An 18087-nucleotide genomic window follows, 5' to 3' on the forward strand; every position below is an offset into this window, starting at 1 on the left:
ATCCCGGACAGAGCCGGGATTTATATGATATTGAGTGGATACTTAGTCCTGTACTTTAAAAGCAATTGGAAGGGAGTACATAACACCTACCGGTTTTCCACGCTGCTTACCAGGCTTCATCTTAGGGAGACTGTTAATTACTCTAGCAGCTTCTTTCTCAAGTCTAGGGTGTGGAGCACGAGCTCTTACCTGACCAATATTACCTTTTTCATCAATTCTAAACTGAACGATCACACGGTTAATACCAGAAAGTCCTAACTCAGAACCAAGATCTGTATCGAACTCCTTGTTCACATACTTACTGATCTTTTCACTCATACAAGCTTTACGCTCGTTATTGTTCTTTAGATTTTCACATCCCGGGAAGATCGGCACATCTTCAATAACCGCGAACGGTACATCTGCTACCTCTTCTTCTTCAACAGCCTCAACAACTTCTTCAACTTCCACGATCTCATCAAGATTGGTCTCTGTAGACTGGATCTCATCCTCTTCTACTTCTTCCTCATCTTCTACAACCTCGATAACTTCCGGTGCCGGTGGTGGAGGTGGAGGTGGTGGAGGTGTGTTCAACATCTCTGTAATTGGCACATCCTCTTCATCAAGTTCGTCCATATTCAATTGACCAATGTCAACAGCTTCAGGATCATATGTCTTCCATTCTATTGCCTGCCAGGTTATTAGCAAAACAAGAATAAGACCTAACTGCAAATAAAAAGTTCGGTTTCTATTTAAATCAGCTTTTGGATTTTTCTTAGGTTCCATAATGCGTTTAGTTGTTAAGGGTTGCTAAAATAAAGATTTTTTCTAAAAAACTAAATTAATCTGATAGAATAAGTAATTAATCTACAGCTAATTTTCAGTATAAGCTCAAAACTATTGAACTTTGAAGCGTATCGGGATGGCATAAGAGACCGGCACTGCCTTTCCTCTTTGCTTTCCGGGTTTCATTCTAGGCAGTTTCGAGATCACTCGCTTAGCCTCTTCTTCAAGCTTAGGATGAGGAGCTCGTGCCTGTACCTGCTCGATTTCGCCCTGAGTATTTACCACGAACAGTACGGTTACCAGGTTCATACCCGTTAGTCCTAATTTATCTCCAAGTCTGGTATCAAATTCTTTCCCAATGAACCTGCTGATCTTTTCACTCATGCAGCTCTTTCTGTCTGCATTATTATCCAGATCCTCACAACCTGGAAATAATGGAACATCTTCAATAAATTTAAATGGGACAGTTTCAACCTCTTCATCAGGCTCTGCATCTATAATATCTTCAGGTTCCACGATATCATCAAGATTGATTTCAGTAGAAGCTATTTCATCTTCTTCTACATCTGCATTGTCTGGAGCAATTTTAATTTCCGGAGGCTCTACTGGTGGTGGCGGAGGTGGCGGTGTTTGATCATAAACGGTTACAGGAACTTCCTCCTGCGCTAGATCATCCAGGTTCAGCACATCATTGCCTGCCTGAACAGGATCATAAGTTTTCCATTGAAATGCCTGTAGCGTAAAGAATAAGGTTACAATAAGTCCAATTTGAAGAAACAGGACCCAGTTCCGACGAAGATCGGCTTTCGGATTTTTTTTCGGTTTCATAAAAAGCTAGGTTAATAAAGGTTAATTACAAAGAATACCTGCTTTTCAACTTTTTTATGGTGGGCGCCATTACCAGGAAAAAGATGACTGCAAGCAATACACCAGTTGAATTTGCCAGGCCATCCCACCAATCGGGTGTCCTGTAACTGGTTAGAGTTCCCTGTAGAACCTCAATTAACATACCAAATAGAAAACATGCGATAGCCACCCAGTAGAGATTTGGGCGATAACGCGTAAAATCGGTGCTTTTCAGAATAAAAAATAGTTTCCACAAAACACATAAAAACAAATATGCTCCGGCATGGAGCATTTTGTCTGTAGGATCGAAACCGCCTACACTTACTTTAAAGTTCATCACGATCAAAGAAAAGTACGTGATGGCACCTGTATAAAGAAGCGCTAAAATTAAAACTAATTTATGCACCTACTACTTCCTGATATTCTTCGGCAGAAAGAAGACCTTCAATTTCAGAAGCGTCTGATAGTTTTATTTTGATCATCCATCCATCACCGTAAGGATCATTATTCACTTTTTCCGGCTCATCTTCAAGACTATCATTAAATTCAATGATCTCTCCTGAAACTGGCATGTAAAGATCTGAAACGGTCTTTACAGCTTCTACGGTTCCAAAAACCTCTTCTTTCTCAAGGCTTTCATCCAGAGTTTCTACCTCAACATATACGATATCCCCAAGCTCACCCTGGGCAAAATCTGTAACTCCGATAGTCGCAGTGTCTCCTTCAATTTTAACCCACTCGTGGTCTTTTGTGTACTTTAATTCTTGTGGAATATTCATGTGCTAGTTTTATCTTGTGGCAAAGTTAATTTTTTCGCTGAATTGTTCAAATATGGCTTCGTTAATTTCCGAAATTATAGATCAGGGTAAAACCAGATCGAATGGTTGTTTGTGGAAATGCCGTTGAAACTGCATATTCCGAGAATGTATGATCATAATAGAACCTCGCCGTTAAGTTTCTGGTAAACGCATAATCTGCCTTGAAATTGATGGACCAGATATCCTGTCCCGAAATTGTCTGGTTATTGGCAAGATCCAGATACCTTACGATCGTTCGGTTCTTACGATAACTAACATCGGTCCTGAAATTAAGATCACTACTAAGCACTCTTCTTCTTCCTCCAAGCGCCGTTGCGATCTTTAGATCTCTCAATCTGTAACCGAGTCCAAGAGTATATTCATTTCCACTGTACTCTGTAAGCAGGTTATTATCAAAACTGAATGCAAGCGAGCGATCTTTCTCCATCTTCGCCATGATCTGTATACTGTTCTTGGTTTCAAAATCGATTAGCGCAAGAGGAGTAAACAATTCTGTTAGCACTAGATTTGAGAATAGAACAGGATTCTTAAAATCACCTGCCTGGTTCAATGCTTCAGTATCTGCAGGATCATAATCCAGATTTGTCTGGTATTGATTCAATGTATAATCTGCGCGATATCCATGGTTTATGGAAAATCTTCGGAACTTATCGCGGAACCACTCAAAACGCATTAATCCTGTGTACTTAAGATTCCAGTTTGGAATAGGCACATTTCTAAAAGCTCCCAATTGCACACTTCCTGCATCCTTTCCAGAATAAGCTGCAATAAATGCTGGTAATAATACCGCCTGGTTCGTTTTACCAATACCTCTTGGAAAACCTTCTTCATCCACATCTGTAGGATCCAAGCCACGCTCGCTGGCAATTCTTCTGGCAACCTCAATTCTGTTCGCCCTGAAATTCTGAAATGCTTCAGAACTGGCTTCATTAGACTGCTGGAAACTTGTCGCGATCAATAATGTTGAAATATTGAAGTTTCCGTAGGTATAAGGAGTAAGCGATTGATAATCCATACTCACAGGATCTACACGATAATTTTCAGAATAATTCTCGGCTTCATTCTTTCTCCCGGTAAGTTCAATGGTAAGATCTGGTATAAAACCGAAACCTGCCTGGTAATCTAGCTGCTCATTTTTCACTGCGGAAAATTGCTGATTGAAATTCTGGAATAATGTAAGCCATCCTCTTTCTGCTGCCATTTGCCTGATATCCTCCTGGAAACCAAAAGTAAATCCAGCGGTTGGCCTGAAGGTTCCCATAAAGCCAACACTCTCTGTATAACCTGGAAGAAATATTCCGCGGCTATTGCGATAATTGACCTGGAAAGTTTTCAATCCTGTCGCGATCCCGATAAGCGTATTATATCCTTTATTGGTTTTTGGCTTAGGCTTTTCTTCTACCTGTTCATCTTCCTCGGAAGGTGGACCAAGCGTTGGAATTCCCCTGCTCCGTTCCTGAATGCTTTTCCCGGCACTATTATTTTTCTTCTGAACCAAACCAACATAATTGTAAAGATCCTGAAGATTTAAACTGGCATTGATCTGATGTGTATTGGAATTCTGAACGCTGTTTCCAATTGCAGGAATATCTTCTAATTGCTGAAAACGCTGAGATCCTCGCTGCCACTGGAAGTCTCCGGTGTAAGAATAGGTGGCATTCACGAACTTTAAAACCGGTATCTTTTCAAAAGGCAGGTCATAATTCACCTGAAGTGTCTGAAAATGCTGATTTGGTTCTCCAATATTAAAAAAGTCATCCCATACTCCTATAGAATCATCAGCAAAACCTTCATCATCTATATAATTTCTTATAATCCGGTTATTGCTGGCGTTAAAGGCAAAACTTAAAGACCTGGTCAAATTATAATTGATTCCATACTGCCAGTCGAACAGGAAGTTGCGTTGATACAGGGTTGGTATTCCTATATCACTATCACTAAGGTCCAGAGAACGGAACTTTTGCTGATTATACTGCCGGAAAATATTAGAACTCGCATTGATATTTGTTGGCAGGTAATTAATATTGAAATCTCTGAAAATGGCGAAATAATCACTGCTGTCCAGAACTGCCAGATTTTTTAAAGGTTCCAGGCTTTTCTGCGGAAAGCTAAACTCATAAGTTCCACCCACTCTAACACTTTGATCGATACTTTCCTCGATCTCGAAATCCCGATGGTCTACCTGGTTATAGGAAGTTGCAAAAGCAAAATTCTCAATATCATAAGGCATCGGCGTTCGTTCCCCGGTACGCTCTTTTCTAAGTCCAATTACGTTTATGCTCTGTCTTTTGGTATAGGATTGTGACTGCTTCTCTACGGCATCCCTCTGTGCCGGGTCCTCAATATTATCAAGTCTTGTATCCAATTCCACATCCAGAAATTCCTGGTCATATTTTGGCGTGATCAACTCCTCTCCCCTGCTATAATTTACAGGTATTTTCACTCCCCATTTCTGCGGAAGCAATTGCCCCATATTAAGATTCGTAACTACATCATATTGCTGAAGATCTTCCCTGCTTCGCTGGTTAGGCCCCTGTCCTAATGCTCCAAATCCTACCGTGCTTCTTCGTCCTGTAGCTGAAATATTTGCGAAATCTGCAAGATTACTATCCATGCTAACCACTCCGGCCCAGCCTCCTTCATTCTTTAGGTCTGAAAGTCTTAATTCATTAAACCATACTTCTCCGCAAAGATCGGTGACCCCATCTTCCCTGGTTCCATTCTTTACTCCAACCATCAGCAACCTGATATTTCCAAAACTTGGATTACCTTTTACTCCAATACGCAGTCTGCCCATATCGTAGGGCGCTTCAGCATCTACTTCCTGAAGATCTTCAGTAAAGAAATTCAAATCGGTTGAATTCAAAGTTGGATCTCCCAGTACTGAAGTTTTTACCTGCTGTAACAGATCCAGTTCCAGGTTCATTCTGTTTACTTCAGGCCAGATCTCTTCTGCAGTAGAAGCGCCAAAAAGTGTTGGTGATAAAGGAATTTCCACCTGGTAGAAGTTGTCACCAAAATCTGTTCCCATTCTAACAAATGCGACCAACTGCCCATCCTTGAGCGGCTGGCGGTTAATTACAGATTCAGCATGCAGGAACATTTCAAGATTCTTATACTGCCGCATATCGATCTGGAAATTCTTATAAACCGCACGGGCATCCTGAGGTTCCAGATCACAAACGCTTAAAGAAAGTGATTGTTCGTTTTGACGTAAGCTGGTATTATTTTGATACAGCTGCTCTCTTTCAACACCCGGAGGCAATCGATAAGGAATAGGCTGCCTGTTCTCATTTTCTTCAATATTCACGGCATTTACTTCAAAGGAAGTATTTGGGTTCTCCAATTGTCCCGAATCCTCGAATAAACTCTGGTTATACCTCCTGTAGTCTCCACGAACAAGATCCATAGTTCCAAATCTAAGGATGGTCTCGTCCTGAAAGTCGCTAAGGAACATTCTTATAAAACGAATGGATCTAAAATCTGCGATTCCTCCAATAGCATTGGTAGGTTCAAAAATTGGCACTTTAAACTGTACCCAACGCACCGGCAGATCCTGACCATTTCTAAGTGTGGTCGTCAATTCCTTGACATCGGTGATATACTGGTTGTTATCTATATTCATCCCCCGGAAAAAAGGAATTTTATATTCGAAATAACTATTAATAGTATTCATCGTATTATCCCGGTTAATATCTTCAGTTGTAGGCAGCGTGGTATTCCCACGATTGGTGTCAGAAACATCTGTTGGCGAGTTGCCTTCAGTTCCATTATAATCCAGGTATCGATCTAAAACACTACCATCCCGATTCAGGAAATACTCGTAATTATCTGCGGAAGGATCGGCAAGGTTTCCATAATCCGGGAATTTTAAAGCTTCTTCAGCATCAAGTAGTCCGTCAAAACCTGCATCCTGAAGCGTTCTTCCATCCCCTTCAGAATCAAATGCATACACCAGTGAATTATCTGCCGGAGTATTCCCAAATGCAGAAGTGATCACATTGGCTTCACCTTCACCTTCGGGTAACCCGTTTTCATATTGCTTTCGTCCATCCTTCAGTACATCTTCAGAAATATTACCAAGGTTAAAGTTTATGAGTCCGTCGCTTTTATTAGCATTTTCAGCATAGATATAAGGATCCATTACCCAGAACTGAATATACTCCACATTGGTTTGCTCGAAATTGGTAGTATTAATAGGACGTGTGATTCCCGCGAAATTACTGCCGGGTACAGGCAGCGTATTCCCACCAGCGGCTGCAGGATTATAATTGTAAGGCCCACGAACCGAAGGATTATAATTTACATCCATGGTATAAACCACTTGCGGCTGACCCTGAACTACATCTGTATTTGGAAAGATCTCGTTAAGCGCAACTCTCCTGGTCGCATAACTCGAAATATCTGAATCGCTGATCCCATCTGGCCTGTTGTTACTATAGAAAATTGGATCTATTGTATACCAGCTCATTTTTGCTCTTCTATAACCAGCACTTAAATCTCCGTTCGCAAGTTCGCCACCAAATCCAACCGGAACACTGGACAATTCCCATGCTAAAGGATTGTTGATATCAATTGCCGTTTGTGCAGCTTCAAAATCATCTATATACGTAGTCGCCTCTCCATCAAAATCATTGGAATTAGGAGATCCCGGTAGCAAATAAGCAAATTCTCCACGCACAGATACATTGGACATCACATCTGTATCAATATTTGGAAGTTTATTTACCAGCCTGGTTAAAAATGGAACTTCTGTACTATAATTCAGGTTTAAACCAAGAATTGTATTGTTAATAGGCTCGTAACTATAATTCGCTTTCTGGGTTAGTGGGCGCTCTTTAAGATTAATGAAAGTACCCCCGATTAGGAAATTTTCATTGAACTGATGTTCTACATTTAGCCCCGTAAATCGCTTGGTCTGCTGACCGAATAAAGCATTGTTTTCAGTATTTACCTGGATTGGAATATTAGAAGCAAGTAAGCCCTCATCAAGAATCTGCACTCTTCCCAGCTCGTAATTCACCACGTAATCCACACCCTCCTGAAGAATTCTCCCTCCGGCAGTTACAGTCACCGATCCCGGTGGCAAATTGAAACCAATTGGAATTCCTTCTACCTCAGCCGACTTATATCTACCCTTTAACTGGAACTTGTTCTTATCTGCCTCTTCCTGCTCTGCCTGAGTTTTCGTAGTACGATACATGGCACGAAAAACATACTTTTCCTGGTTTGGGTTCCAGGTTTCAGGGATATTATAATCTTCACTACCGGCATTCGGATTCTCATCCAGTTTTCGGAAAAGGTGTTCCCCAAATGGTTCTACCGTAGTAAAGATGATATTACCATTTTGAGGATCGATGGTAATTTGCTGTACATAATCAAAGAATCCATCCCCATCGTTGATTGGGTCATTGTTGGTATTCAATTCATCCAGCCCGAAAACGCGCAATAATGGAGTTTCATTCACATCTGCAGGCAGCGTGGTTCCTTCAACAGGTTTTATATAATTTAAGGGCTGAGGATCTGTGTACAGAATATTCATTCTAAAATCTTCACGTTCCAGCTGGTAAGCATTAAGACTATAGATGTTTTTCATCATCAGGTCCCAGATAGGCTCCTGAACATTGGTGATCGTACTTTTAAGCAGCTTAACCACAAGATTCTGACTAGCCCTGGAATTGGTTCCGGTTGTTGGTTCTTCTGTTCCGGTATCGTTAGTAGCATTCACTCCATCATTAGCAAATTCACCAACCTGGAAAACCTCCCCATTGATCGTATACTGAAAAGCAACCCCAAGCACCTCATCGTTGCTTAAACGTTGATTCAAACTTATGTATCCCAGCTGCGTATTAACGGTGTATTCTGAAGGTTTTAGTTGCCGCGCATTTTCCAGTTTTGCATAATCGGTTCCTTCGGAAACTGTTACTGTTCCAAATCCCTGGTCTACTGTAGCAATATCCCTGATAGCCTGATTCAATATAGATTCACCATTGCCATTTATTCCGAAGGGATTAAAATCGTTTACAAGGTTATCTGGAAAAGCTCCTGCTGGCTGATTGAAAAATCCGCCCGGCGGTGTATCCAGTCCAATATTTCCCGGAACATTGGATTCCCCAAGATCCTGGATCGCTACAATATTTCGTGTATCCTGGATATTCTGGATATTGTTGGTTCTGTTCGTGACCCAAACCTGTATCCTTTTGATCTGAATATTGGTATTAATAAAAGGATAATTTCTTAGCGCTTCATCATAAGTATCCCGGAAGTAATGCGCCAGGAAAAAGTGCCGGTCGGCATCATAATCCAGGGCAAATTTGGCAAATTCCTCTACGGTTGCGCCACCTTCCACATTAACCGTACGTCGCTCCGACTTCTGTTCTGAAAATACACCGGTGATCCTTGTTTTCCCAAACTGAAGTTCGGTTTTAAAACCAAAAAGACTTTGTGCACCCTGAATAAGTGCATTATTCAAAGGCATATTTACGTTACCAACTTCAATTTTTTGAACGATATCATCTTCGTTTGGCGTATACTCAAGTTTCAGCTGATTTTGAAAATCGAAAGTTGATTCCGTATCATAATTCGCGGTAACCTGAAGACGCTCTCCAATTTGTCCAAGCATAGAAAGACTAATCCGCTGATCGAAATCAAAAGATAAATTGCTTCTGTTCCTTGGAGAAAATGCCGGGTTATCCTGTTTGGTATAAAGAAGTCCAAGATCTATTTCTACCGATCCTTGTGGAACGATATTGATTTCAGAGCCACCAAAAATGCTTTCAAATAAATTATTATTGACATAGAAATCTGGCAAAAGATCACGCTGAATATCCTCGGTTCCTTCCTTTCTACCAGAAAGTGCATCATTTTTCAGCTTAAAATAATTACGCATTTCTTCCTCCAGCACGAGGTCTTCATATTCCTGCGGAGTAAGAACTAAAGGCAGTCCTATATTGATCTGTCCTACGCGCTCCCTGTAAAAATAACGGTTGAGGATAGGATCATATTCGTATCTGGATTCTATAGATTGTGGATCTGGGAGCTGAAGCTCACCTAGAGCAAAGCCCGCCTGGATGGTGTCCTGAGGAGTTTCCTGGGAAATGGCGTCTATAGAAAACACCATAAATAACAGGAAAGTCAGGCGTACCGGTAAAGACAATTTCAGGTAATTGTTCTTCAATTTAGTTACAGCTTTTTAAGAGCCATTTTTATAATAGATTCTACGGTGGATTCAGGATCATCCTTCAGAATCTTTTCTACAACCTTGCCAGCCTGGCGTCTATTGTAACCCAAGATCTCTAAAGCTGATAACGCTTCTTCCTTATTTGTATTGTTCGGAGTCATTAAAACTTCATCATCGCCCATCACCTTAAGAACTTTATCCTTAAGATCAAGAATAACTCTTTGAGCTGTTTTGGCGCCGATACCTTTCACACTCTGGATGGTAGGAACATCACCGGTCGCAATCGCATTGATCACCTCCTTTGGTTGCAAGGAAGACAGCATTACGCGGGCTGTGCTCGTACCTACACCAGAAACGGAAATAAGAAGTTTAAAGATCTCTCTTTCAGATTTTTCAATAAACCCGTATAAGGTGTGAGAATCCTCCTTTACCTGAAGATAAGTATAAAGACTGATCGCTTCAGATTCAGGAATTAGTGAAAATGTATGCAGGGAAATATTTACGGTATATCCTATTCCGTTGCATTCAATAACCACATAGGTGGGATTTTTTTCTATTAACTGACCCTTGAGGTGATGAATCATGAAAGAAAGTTGTGTTGAGGTTCAAATGTAGTAAAATAAAGCAAAGGCGGGAATCATCTTCCCGCCTTTACTTTATGTAAGATATTAAGCTTTTTTATTAGCCTTCTTTTCTTTCTCCTGTGCATCTATAACCGCTACTGCAGCCATGTTCACCATTTCCTCCACACTTGCACCAAGCTGAAGAATATGAACCGGCTTCCTCATTCCCATCATGATCGGGCCTATAGAATCTACATTGTTGAGTTCTTTGATAAGCTTATAGGTGCTGTTAGCTGAATCCAGATCTGGATAGATAAGCGTATTCACCTTCTTACCGGCGAGTTTTGAAAACGGGAATTTATTCTGAAGCATCTCACGATTTAAAGCGAAATCTGCTTGCAATTCTCCATCAACACTTAGTTCCGGATGAAATCTATGCAGGTAAGAAACTGCTTCTTTTACCTTGGTCGCTCTTGGATGTTTAGAAGATCCGAAGTTAGCGTAAGACACCATCGCGATCACAGGTTCCATACCAAACAACTGAACCGTACGAGCCGTCATTTGCGCGATCTTGGCAAGATCTTTAGCTGAAGGATCTATATTAATAGAAGTATCACTAATAAATAACGGACCTCTGGAAGTATTCATCACATTAGTTGCTGCTACCCTGGAAACACCATCTGCCAAGCCAATAAGTTCCAGCATAGGTTTTACCACCGTTGGGTAAGCTCTGGAATATCCCGAAAGTAATGCATCTGCATCTCCTTCATTAACCATCATCGCGGCAAAATAGTTACGTTCTCTTAGTAATTTTTCGGCATCGTATTTAGTTACGCCACTTCTATGCCTGGTTTCCCAGTATTTGTAAGCGTATTTTTTCCTGTTTTCCTCTTCATCATCAGATTTTGGGTCAATAATAACCACATCATCTTCCTGAAAATCGATCTCAGCCATTAGTTCTTTGATCACTTCACTTCGTCCAAGTAGGATCGGGAATCCAATTCCTTCATCATTAACGATCTGTGCAGCTTTAAGAACATCAAGATGATCTGCTTCAGCAAAAACGATTCGTTTAGGGTTTGTTTTAGCTCGGTTCTGCAACAAACGAGTGATCTTGTTCTCATTACCCATTCGTTCCAGTAACTCTTCCTCGTAACGTTGCCAGTCATCAATCCCTTCCCGGGCAACACCGCTTTCCATTGCAGCTTTGGCAACTGCAGGCGGAACTTTGGCGATCAATCTAGGGTCGAAAGGCTTCGGAATAATATAATCAGGTCCAAAATTTAATCTGGTTTCACCGTACGCTATATTCACCTGCTCCGGCACCGCTTCTTTAGCCAATTCTGCCAGTGCTTTCACCGCGGCTTTTTTCATTTCTTCATTGATCTTAGTCGCGCGCACATCCAATGCTCCACGGAAGATAAATGGAAAACCTAGTACATTATTCACCTGGTTTGGGTGATCACTTCTACCTGTCGCCATGATGATATCTTTTCTGGTATCCATCGCCAGGTTGTAATCGATCTCTGGATTAGGATTGGCCATTGCAAAAACTATAGGTCTTTTTGCCATGCTTTTAAGCATTGCCGGACTTACAATATTAGCGATAGAAAGACCCACGAATACATCGGCATCTTTCATTGCTTCATCCAATGTATCAATCTTACGGGCCGTGGCGAATTCTGCTTTTTCTTCGGAAAGATTTGGTCTGTCTTTTCTAATGACACCTTTACTATCAAGCATCACGATGTTTTCAGCTTTAGCACCAAAAGCCTTGTACAGCTTGGTACATGAAACTGCAGCGGCTCCTGCTCCACTAATGACGATCTTCACTTTGCTCATCTTTTTCTTAGCCAGTTCCAATGCATTGAGCAAAGCTGCTGCTGAAATGATCGCAGTTCCATGCTGATCATCATGCATAACCGGAATATCCAGTTCTGCTTTTAAGCGTTGTTCAATTTCAAATGCTTCAGGAGCTTTGATATCTTCCAGGTTGATTCCGCCGAAAGTTGGCGCAATATTCTTAACCGTTTCTATGAACTTATCTACGTCTTTAGTGTCTACTTCAATATCGAAAACATCAATATCTGCAAAGATCTTAAAGAGAAGACCTTTTCCTTCCATCACCGGCTTGGATGCTTCGGGACCAATATCGCCAAGACCCAGAACGGCAGTACCATTGGAAATCACTGCTACCAGGTTTCCTTTAGTGGTATACTTGTAAACATTCTCCCTATCCTTTTCAATCTCTAGACATGGCTCAGCTACACCTGGTGAATAAGCCAGAGACAGATCTCTCTGGGTGGCATATTTCTTAGTTGGTACAACTTCAATTTTCCCGGGCTTAGGTTTAGCGTGGTAAACCAATGCCTCTCTTCTTTTTCTGGAAGTGTTACTCATAATTTTAAGTTTTCGGCTAATTAGCAAAGTTAATAAGGCTGCTGTCCTTAGAGAAATAAAAAGAACAAAAGCTTCAAACGTATCTCTAAGATAATTTATACTTTGGAGGCCTAAATTATTTTCATGATCAAAAGTCTGTTTTTAGCACTTTTTCTAGTGCCTGTGCACATATTTGCGCAAAGTCTATCCATAAACGAGGTAGACAGTCCACCACTTATAAAGGGCTATTGCGAAGAAGACCCTTCCGAAGAATGTTTTACCATTTCTATAAGTCAGTTTATGAATAGCAATGCTAAAATTGCTGATATCATTAAATCGAAAGAATCTGGAAAAGCGTATATACAATTTACAGTGAGTGAAAAGGGAGAAGTCATTAATGTACGATCACGATCCAAATTCCCCACTATCGCCCGGGTAGCGGAAGATGCAATTAAAGCATTGACGATCGCTGAGCCGGCAATGTTAAACGAACAACCCGTAGCGATCACTTATACCCTGCCGTTTAAATTCAGAAGCCTTGAATTAGGGAATAATAGCGCCAGGATTTCAGGGGATGGAGATTTTGCAAACATAACCGATGTGAATGAAGTAGCAACTCCTCCTGAGTTTCGAGGCTACGAGACAGGAATTAGAAATATAGTAGATCGTTATAAGTATGATCTTAGAATGAAGCTAAGGCAAATGAGTTATGAAGACAAACAAATTGATCTACTGAAAATTTCATTGATCATCGAGGAAAATGGAGACATTTCCAGAAAAATGGTAATTCATCCCAAGCGAAAACTTCAGAATATTGTGAAAGCTGAAGTAGATAGGATCGTGATCGAGCAAGCAGCTAAAAATAAGAATGGAGAAAATGAAAAAGTGCTTATTTCTTATGACTTCTCAAATTAGTCAGGCTTTAGAAACTCAATATTCCGTTTAAGACCCTCAAATTTTGTTCGTTTTACGGCAGATTTTCTAAAGATCTCGTTGAATGTTTCCCTGGTGATCTCTTCCCAGTCTTTCTTTGAGTTTTCCAGAAGTTCAGGATGCGGATTGAATAATGGCTCCTGGTGAGGTTTAGAAAATCGATTCCACGGGCAAACGTCCTGACAAACATCACAGCCAAACATCCAATCATCAAACTGATTCTTCATACCCTGCGGAAGCTCGTCCTTCAGCTCAATGGTGAAATAAGAAATACACTTACTACCATCTACCTTGTAAGGTTCTACGATCGCTTCCGTAGGACAGGCATCGATACAGGCGGTACAGCTTCCGCAGTGATCGGTAACAGGAGTATCGTATTCCAGATCAAGGTCTACGATCAATTCAGCAATAAAATAGAAAGAGCCAGTTTGTTTCGAAAGCAAATTTGAATGCTTCCCAATCCAGCCAAGTCCGCTTTTTGCAGCCCAGGCCTTGTCCAGAACCGGAGCTGAATCTACAAAAGCCCGACCGTGAAAATCACCGATTTCGTCCTGTAGGGTAGCGAGCATTTCCTTCAATTTATCCTTGATCACAAAATGATAATCCCTACCGTAAGCATATTTACTGATCTTATAGGACTCGCTGTTTTGTATTTCTGAAGGATAATAGTTCAGCAATAAAGAAATTACGCTTTTTGAACCCGGAACTAGCAAAGTAGGATCCAGACGCTTATCGAAATAATTCTCCATATAGCGCATTTCCCCATGCATATTATTCTGAAGCCAGCTTTCCAGTCTTGGCGCTTCCTCTTCTAGAAATTCAGCTTTTGAAATTCCGCATGACAAAAAGCCGAGGCGTTTTGCTTCGGCTTTAATAAGTTGTGAATATTTTGCTTCTGAAGGATTCAAAGACTGAATTTAGAGCAGCTAATGTAAAAATTAAATAGGTGAGATTATTGAAGAGCCGTAATAAATCCCGGAACTACACGGTAAGAACCCAACAGATATAATGCATAAAACCTAAGATTCTAATCTTAAGAAATTTCGTTTCTCGAACTTTAGTATAGCATTATTAGGCTTAAGAGTTATCAAAGGTTTGATCTCGATTTCCTCATTCACCGGCTGCAGTTTGTAATCATTCATCAATTCCGCTACCGCAATGATCATCTCGAACATTGCGAAGTTATTTCCAATACATTTTCTTGGTCCCGCACCAAATGGGAAATATTGAGAAGAATATTGTCTTCCGCCATCAGCGAACCTATCTGGCTTAAAAGTGTCTGGCTCTTCCCATAGATCTGGGTGTCTATGAACTTCATGCAGTGAGAACAACAAATTGGAACCTGGTTCAAAATATTTGCCTTCAAATTCAAATTCCTCAAGATTCACTCGGTCTATAAAATAAGCTGGAGGATACATACGCATTGACTCCTCTAGAACCATTTGAGTGAATGGTGCTTTGGTCACCAGATGCATCAGATCATCGCTTTCTTTCTTCAAAACTGAGACCTCTTTATATACCTTTTCCTGCCATTCCGGATTAAATGCGAGTAGCTGAGCTGTAAAAGTTAACGAATTGGAAGTGGTTTCATGTCCCGCAGTAAACAGGATCAGGATCTCATCAATAAGTTGTTCTTCGTCCATGAAGTTCCCGTCATCATATTTCGCATCCAGCAGCATATCCAAGAGATCGTCATACCGATTTCCTGAAGCCTGTCGTTCGTGAACTATGGTTCGTAAAATACTCCTTGCCTCCTCTGTTAGCTGAAGATAACTATCAATTTTCCCACTTAGACTAAACCACCATCCCAGATAGGGTTGCCTCAATTCTTTTACCAGCATTTGCTGCGTAGCTTCTGTAATATATTGGAGTCGGTTAATCTCAGTTTGATTTGCAGCACTACTAAAAAGTGATTTTACAACGGTCTGAAAAGCAAGATCGTTCATAATTGGAAAAATATCGATCTCTTTCCCCGTCTCGATTTTTTCATATTCTGCACAGATTGCTTCCTTGATGGAATCAAGTAAATTGGCAAGTTGCTTTTTATGAAATGCCGGCTGGATCAACTTTCGTTGTTTCTTCCAGTGCTCTCCTTCTGAAGTAAGAAGACCTTTACCCACATATTTCACCAGGTCTTTGGTCTGTATTTCAGATTTCACAAAGTTCTTCTGGTTCTTCTGAAGCACATATTCTACGAGAGCTGCATCCCTGCTGAAAATAACCGATTTGCTAAAACCGATCTTCAATCGAAAAGTATCTCCCTTTTCCTCGAAGTTCTTCTTATGAAACGGTAACGGATTCTTTAAAATATTGGCTGAATGCTTTAAAAATTTAGCCAGTGATACTTCGGGAATACTTTTCTCTTTCTCCATCATGATACTTTGTTAAAACAATCCATTCTGTCCGGGAGCCTTGGTTCTCCCAAGATGACGGTAGGCATGCTCGGTTACTTCTCTTCCGCGAGGTGTCCGGTAAATAAATCCCTGCTGAATCAAAAATGGCTCGTAAACCTCTTCAATAGTTTCAGCACTTTCACTTACAGCTGTCGCCAGGGTAGTAATACCTACAGGACCACCTTTGAACTTGTCGATGATGGTTTCCAGGATCTTATTATCCATTTCATCCAGTCCATGCGCATCCACATTCAGTGCTTTTAAGCTATACCTCGCGATCTCAATATCGATCTTTCCGTTACCTTTTATCTGCGCAAAATCCCGAACTCTTCTTAGCAAGGCATTTGCTATACGCGGAGTTCCACGACTTCTTCCAGCGATCTCGATAGAAGCTTCCTGTGATATTGGAACTTTTAAGATCTCAGAACTCCTTTCCACGATACCTGATAACAGTTCTGTAGAATAATACTGTAATCTACTTGAAATTCCGAAACGCGCCCGCATAGGCGCTGTAAGTAATCCTGAACGCGTTGTTGCACCTATTAAAGTGAAAGGATTTAAATTGATCTGTACCGTTCTTGCGTTTGGACCGGTTTCCAGCATAATATCGATACGATAATCCTCCATGGCAGAATACAAATATTCTTCTACTATGGGACTCAATCGATGAATCTCATCTATAAAAAGGATATCACGCTCGTCGAGATTTGTAAGCAAACCGGCGAGGTCTCCGGGTTTATCAAGAACGGGACCCGAAGTGATCTTTATTCCAACATTGAGTTCATTGGCAAGTATATGCGCCAGGGTAGTCTTCCCCAGACCTGGAGGTCCATGAAACAAGGTATGATCCAGCGCATCTCCACGCATGTTAGCTGCCTGCACAAAGATCTGCAGATTCTCCAGCACCTGTTCCTGTCCCGCAAAGTCATCAAAGCTTAGGGGCCTTAAAGCTCTTTCTATATCAAATTCTTCAGGAGAAAGATTCTCTCCACTGGCATCCAGGTTCTCGTTCATCATTTATTTGCTTTTCGCAATGTATTCCTTAGTCTGCTTGATCCAATCTACAGAATTGTCCAGAATAATATCTGGCTGCACTCCTACAGACTCATATTCCAGATATTTTTTATCGCCTTTAAAAGTAAAGAATCCTTTGAAGTTATAGCAGGGAAAATCATAAGTTTTACCAAGTTCATACGCGATAGTTCCGCTAGTTTTACTTCCAAGTAAGGTTACATTTTTAAACTTCTGAAGTCTTAGAGCGAACTGCTCTGCATTACTCACAGTGTTCCCATTTATCAGTACATATAATCTTGCATTCTTATAGTTTTTCCGTAGATATTTATAGAGAATATCAGAATTTCTATCACCACCGCCACCATTGTCGCGAAGATCCAGGATCAGGTCTTTAGTAACAGGTTTCTCTTTTAGGCTCTTATAGAAGTTTTCTGCATTCTTCAAAACGGGATTGTATCCGGAAAAACTTCCAATTCGCAAATACGTAATATCGCCAGATTTTGAATATCGAAAAGTTTCTGTATCCACTACCCTGGAGAGATCTGGACTGGCGTTGGGCTTTGAAAACTGTATTTTTGAAATATGACCATTCTTGATCTCCAAGGGGAAATTCACAAGCTGCTTGTCGTGAAACTGACCTATTGCAGCAAGATAGCGACCACTTTCGTATTTCAAGAATAGACCTATAATTTCACATTTCTGCCATACCTTTTTTCCACCGCTAAGATTCACTACTATCAAATTCTCTTCGGAGGCATATAAACCTATACTAAAACCATCTCGCGTATAGATACCCTCTACATCTTTTATTGTTTTAATCTCAAGTTTCATTTTTAAACTATCCAGATCACCTTCAAACCTTGGAAATTCATGATAGAATGTATCTGACTGTTTTACATCATAACCAACTTCAGAATACATCATATTATGCCGATCATTCAGAGTAACAAGTATTTTACTCATCTGTTGAAAACAATCATATTCTGAATAGTTCCCTGAATACGAATAATTATTGGCAGCATTTAATGCTTTATTGTAATTAAACAGATCTGACGTGTTTCTGGTAACAGGTAATTTCTGAACGGTTCTATCCAGTACCTCAATATTCCTACTGCAGTCACATTCACTCTGGGAAGAAAGACTGAAGCTAATTATCAAAAGCAGGCAAGAGAATAAATATTTCATTTCAGTTGATT

The 18087-nt window shown here is 40.6% G+C and carries 12 protein-coding genes; 1 reads left to right on the forward strand and 11 read right to left on the reverse strand.

Annotation, left to right across the window (positions count from 1 at the left end):
• Positions 1-42: 42 nt before the first annotated feature.
• The 7 genes from ABVM50_RS01885 to ABVM50_RS01915 form a co-directional block, all read right to left on the reverse strand.
• Positions 43-765 (reverse strand): energy transducer TonB, encoded by a 723-nt coding sequence (locus ABVM50_RS01885; protein ID WP_405199719.1) that lies wholly within the window; start codon positions 763-765, stop codon positions 43-45.
• A gap of 111 nt (positions 766-876) precedes the next feature.
• A complete protein-coding gene (locus ABVM50_RS01890; RefSeq protein WP_405199720.1) occupies positions 877-1593 on the reverse strand; it encodes an energy transducer TonB in 717 nt (238 codons plus the stop codon).
• A 25-nt stretch (positions 1594-1618) separates the two neighbouring features.
• The gene (locus ABVM50_RS01895) at positions 1619-2017 is read right to left on the reverse strand and encodes a VanZ family protein (RefSeq protein ID WP_260443446.1); all 399 of its coding nucleotides are present in this window, start codon (positions 2015-2017) and stop codon (positions 1619-1621) included.
• Positions 2010-2390, reverse strand: coding sequence for a glycine cleavage system protein GcvH (gene gcvH / locus ABVM50_RS01900; protein WP_405199721.1), 381 nt, complete (start codon positions 2388-2390; stop codon positions 2010-2012). The genes ABVM50_RS01895 and gcvH overlap by 8 nt, the downstream gene beginning before the upstream one ends.
• A gap of 61 nt (positions 2391-2451) precedes the next feature.
• Complete coding sequence (gene sprA, locus ABVM50_RS01905) at positions 2452-9549, reverse strand: cell surface protein SprA (RefSeq protein ID WP_405200675.1); 7098 nt, start codon at positions 9547-9549, stop codon at positions 2452-2454.
• Between the two features lie 62 nt (positions 9550-9611).
• Positions 9612-10193 (reverse strand): Holliday junction branch migration protein RuvA, encoded by a 582-nt coding sequence (gene ruvA / locus ABVM50_RS01910; RefSeq protein WP_141878761.1) that lies wholly within the window; start codon positions 10191-10193, stop codon positions 9612-9614.
• 84 nt (positions 10194-10277) lie between these two features.
• Complete coding sequence (locus tag ABVM50_RS01915) at positions 10278-12572, reverse strand: NADP-dependent malic enzyme (protein WP_405199722.1); 2295 nt, start codon at positions 12570-12572, stop codon at positions 10278-10280.
• Positions 12573-12695: 123 nt separating this feature from the next.
• On the opposite strand from ABVM50_RS01915, the gene ABVM50_RS01920 reads away from it, so the two are divergent.
• Entirely contained in the window at positions 12696-13466 is a 771-nt protein-coding gene (locus ABVM50_RS01920) for an energy transducer TonB (RefSeq protein ID WP_405199723.1), read from the forward strand.
• Here ABVM50_RS01920 and queG read toward each other — a convergent pair.
• The 4 genes from queG to ABVM50_RS01940 all read right to left on the reverse strand — a co-directional run bounded on the left by queG (position 13463) and on the right by ABVM50_RS01940 (position 18076).
• Complete coding sequence (queG, locus tag ABVM50_RS01925) at positions 13463-14392, reverse strand: tRNA epoxyqueuosine(34) reductase QueG (RefSeq protein ID WP_405199724.1); 930 nt, start codon at positions 14390-14392, stop codon at positions 13463-13465. The genes ABVM50_RS01920 and queG overlap by 4 nt on opposite strands.
• 111 nt (positions 14393-14503) lie before the next feature.
• On the reverse strand, positions 14504-15856 hold the full coding sequence (locus ABVM50_RS01930) for a cytochrome P450 (protein WP_405199725.1): 1353 nt from the start codon (positions 15854-15856) through the stop codon (positions 14504-14506).
• A gap of 12 nt (positions 15857-15868) precedes the next feature.
• The gene (gene ruvB, locus ABVM50_RS01935; protein WP_405200676.1) at positions 15869-16891 is read right to left on the reverse strand and encodes a Holliday junction branch migration DNA helicase RuvB; all 1023 of its coding nucleotides are present in this window, start codon (positions 16889-16891) and stop codon (positions 15869-15871) included.
• 3 nt (positions 16892-16894) lie between these two features.
• Positions 16895-18076: a S41 family peptidase gene (locus ABVM50_RS01940; RefSeq protein WP_405199726.1), complete on the reverse strand. Its 1182-nt coding sequence runs from the start codon at positions 18074-18076 to the stop codon at positions 16895-16897.
• Positions 18077-18087: the final 11 nt, after the last annotated feature.

It is taken from the genome of Christiangramia sp. LLG6405-1 (assembly GCF_045055805.1).
Lineage (GTDB): Bacteria > Bacteroidota > Bacteroidia > Flavobacteriales > Flavobacteriaceae > Christiangramia.

Bases quoted from the DNA above. Each gene is read 5' to 3' on its own strand.
- ruvB (WP_405200676.1), bottom strand. From the start codon at position 16,891: ATGAACGAGAACCTGGATGCCAGTGGAGAGAATCTTTCTCCTGAAGAA.
- ABVM50_RS01890 (WP_405199720.1), bottom strand. From the start codon at position 1,593: ATGAAACCGAAAAAAAATCCGAAAGCCGATCTTCGTCGGAACTGGGTC.
- ABVM50_RS01930 (WP_405199725.1), bottom strand. From the start codon at position 15,856: ATGGAGAAAGAGAAAAGTATTCCCGAAGTATCACTGGCTAAATTTTTA.
- ruvA (WP_141878761.1), bottom strand. From the start codon at position 10,193: ATGATTCATCACCTCAAGGGTCAGTTAATAGAAAAAAATCCCACCTAT.
- ABVM50_RS01940 (WP_405199726.1), bottom strand. From the start codon at position 18,076: ATGAAATATTTATTCTCTTGCCTGCTTTTGATAATTAGCTTCAGTCTT.
- sprA (WP_405200675.1), bottom strand. From the start codon at position 9,549: ATGGTGTTTTCTATAGACGCCATTTCCCAGGAAACTCCTCAGGACACC.
- gcvH (WP_405199721.1), bottom strand. From the start codon at position 2,390: ATGAATATTCCACAAGAATTAAAGTACACAAAAGACCACGAGTGGGTT.
- ABVM50_RS01915 (WP_405199722.1), bottom strand. From the start codon at position 12,572: ATGAGTAACACTTCCAGAAAAAGAAGAGAGGCATTGGTTTACCACGCT.
- ABVM50_RS01885 (WP_405199719.1), bottom strand. From the start codon at position 765: ATGGAACCTAAGAAAAATCCAAAAGCTGATTTAAATAGAAACCGAACT.
- ABVM50_RS01920 (WP_405199723.1), top strand. From the start codon at position 12,696: ATGATCAAAAGTCTGTTTTTAGCACTTTTTCTAGTGCCTGTGCACATA.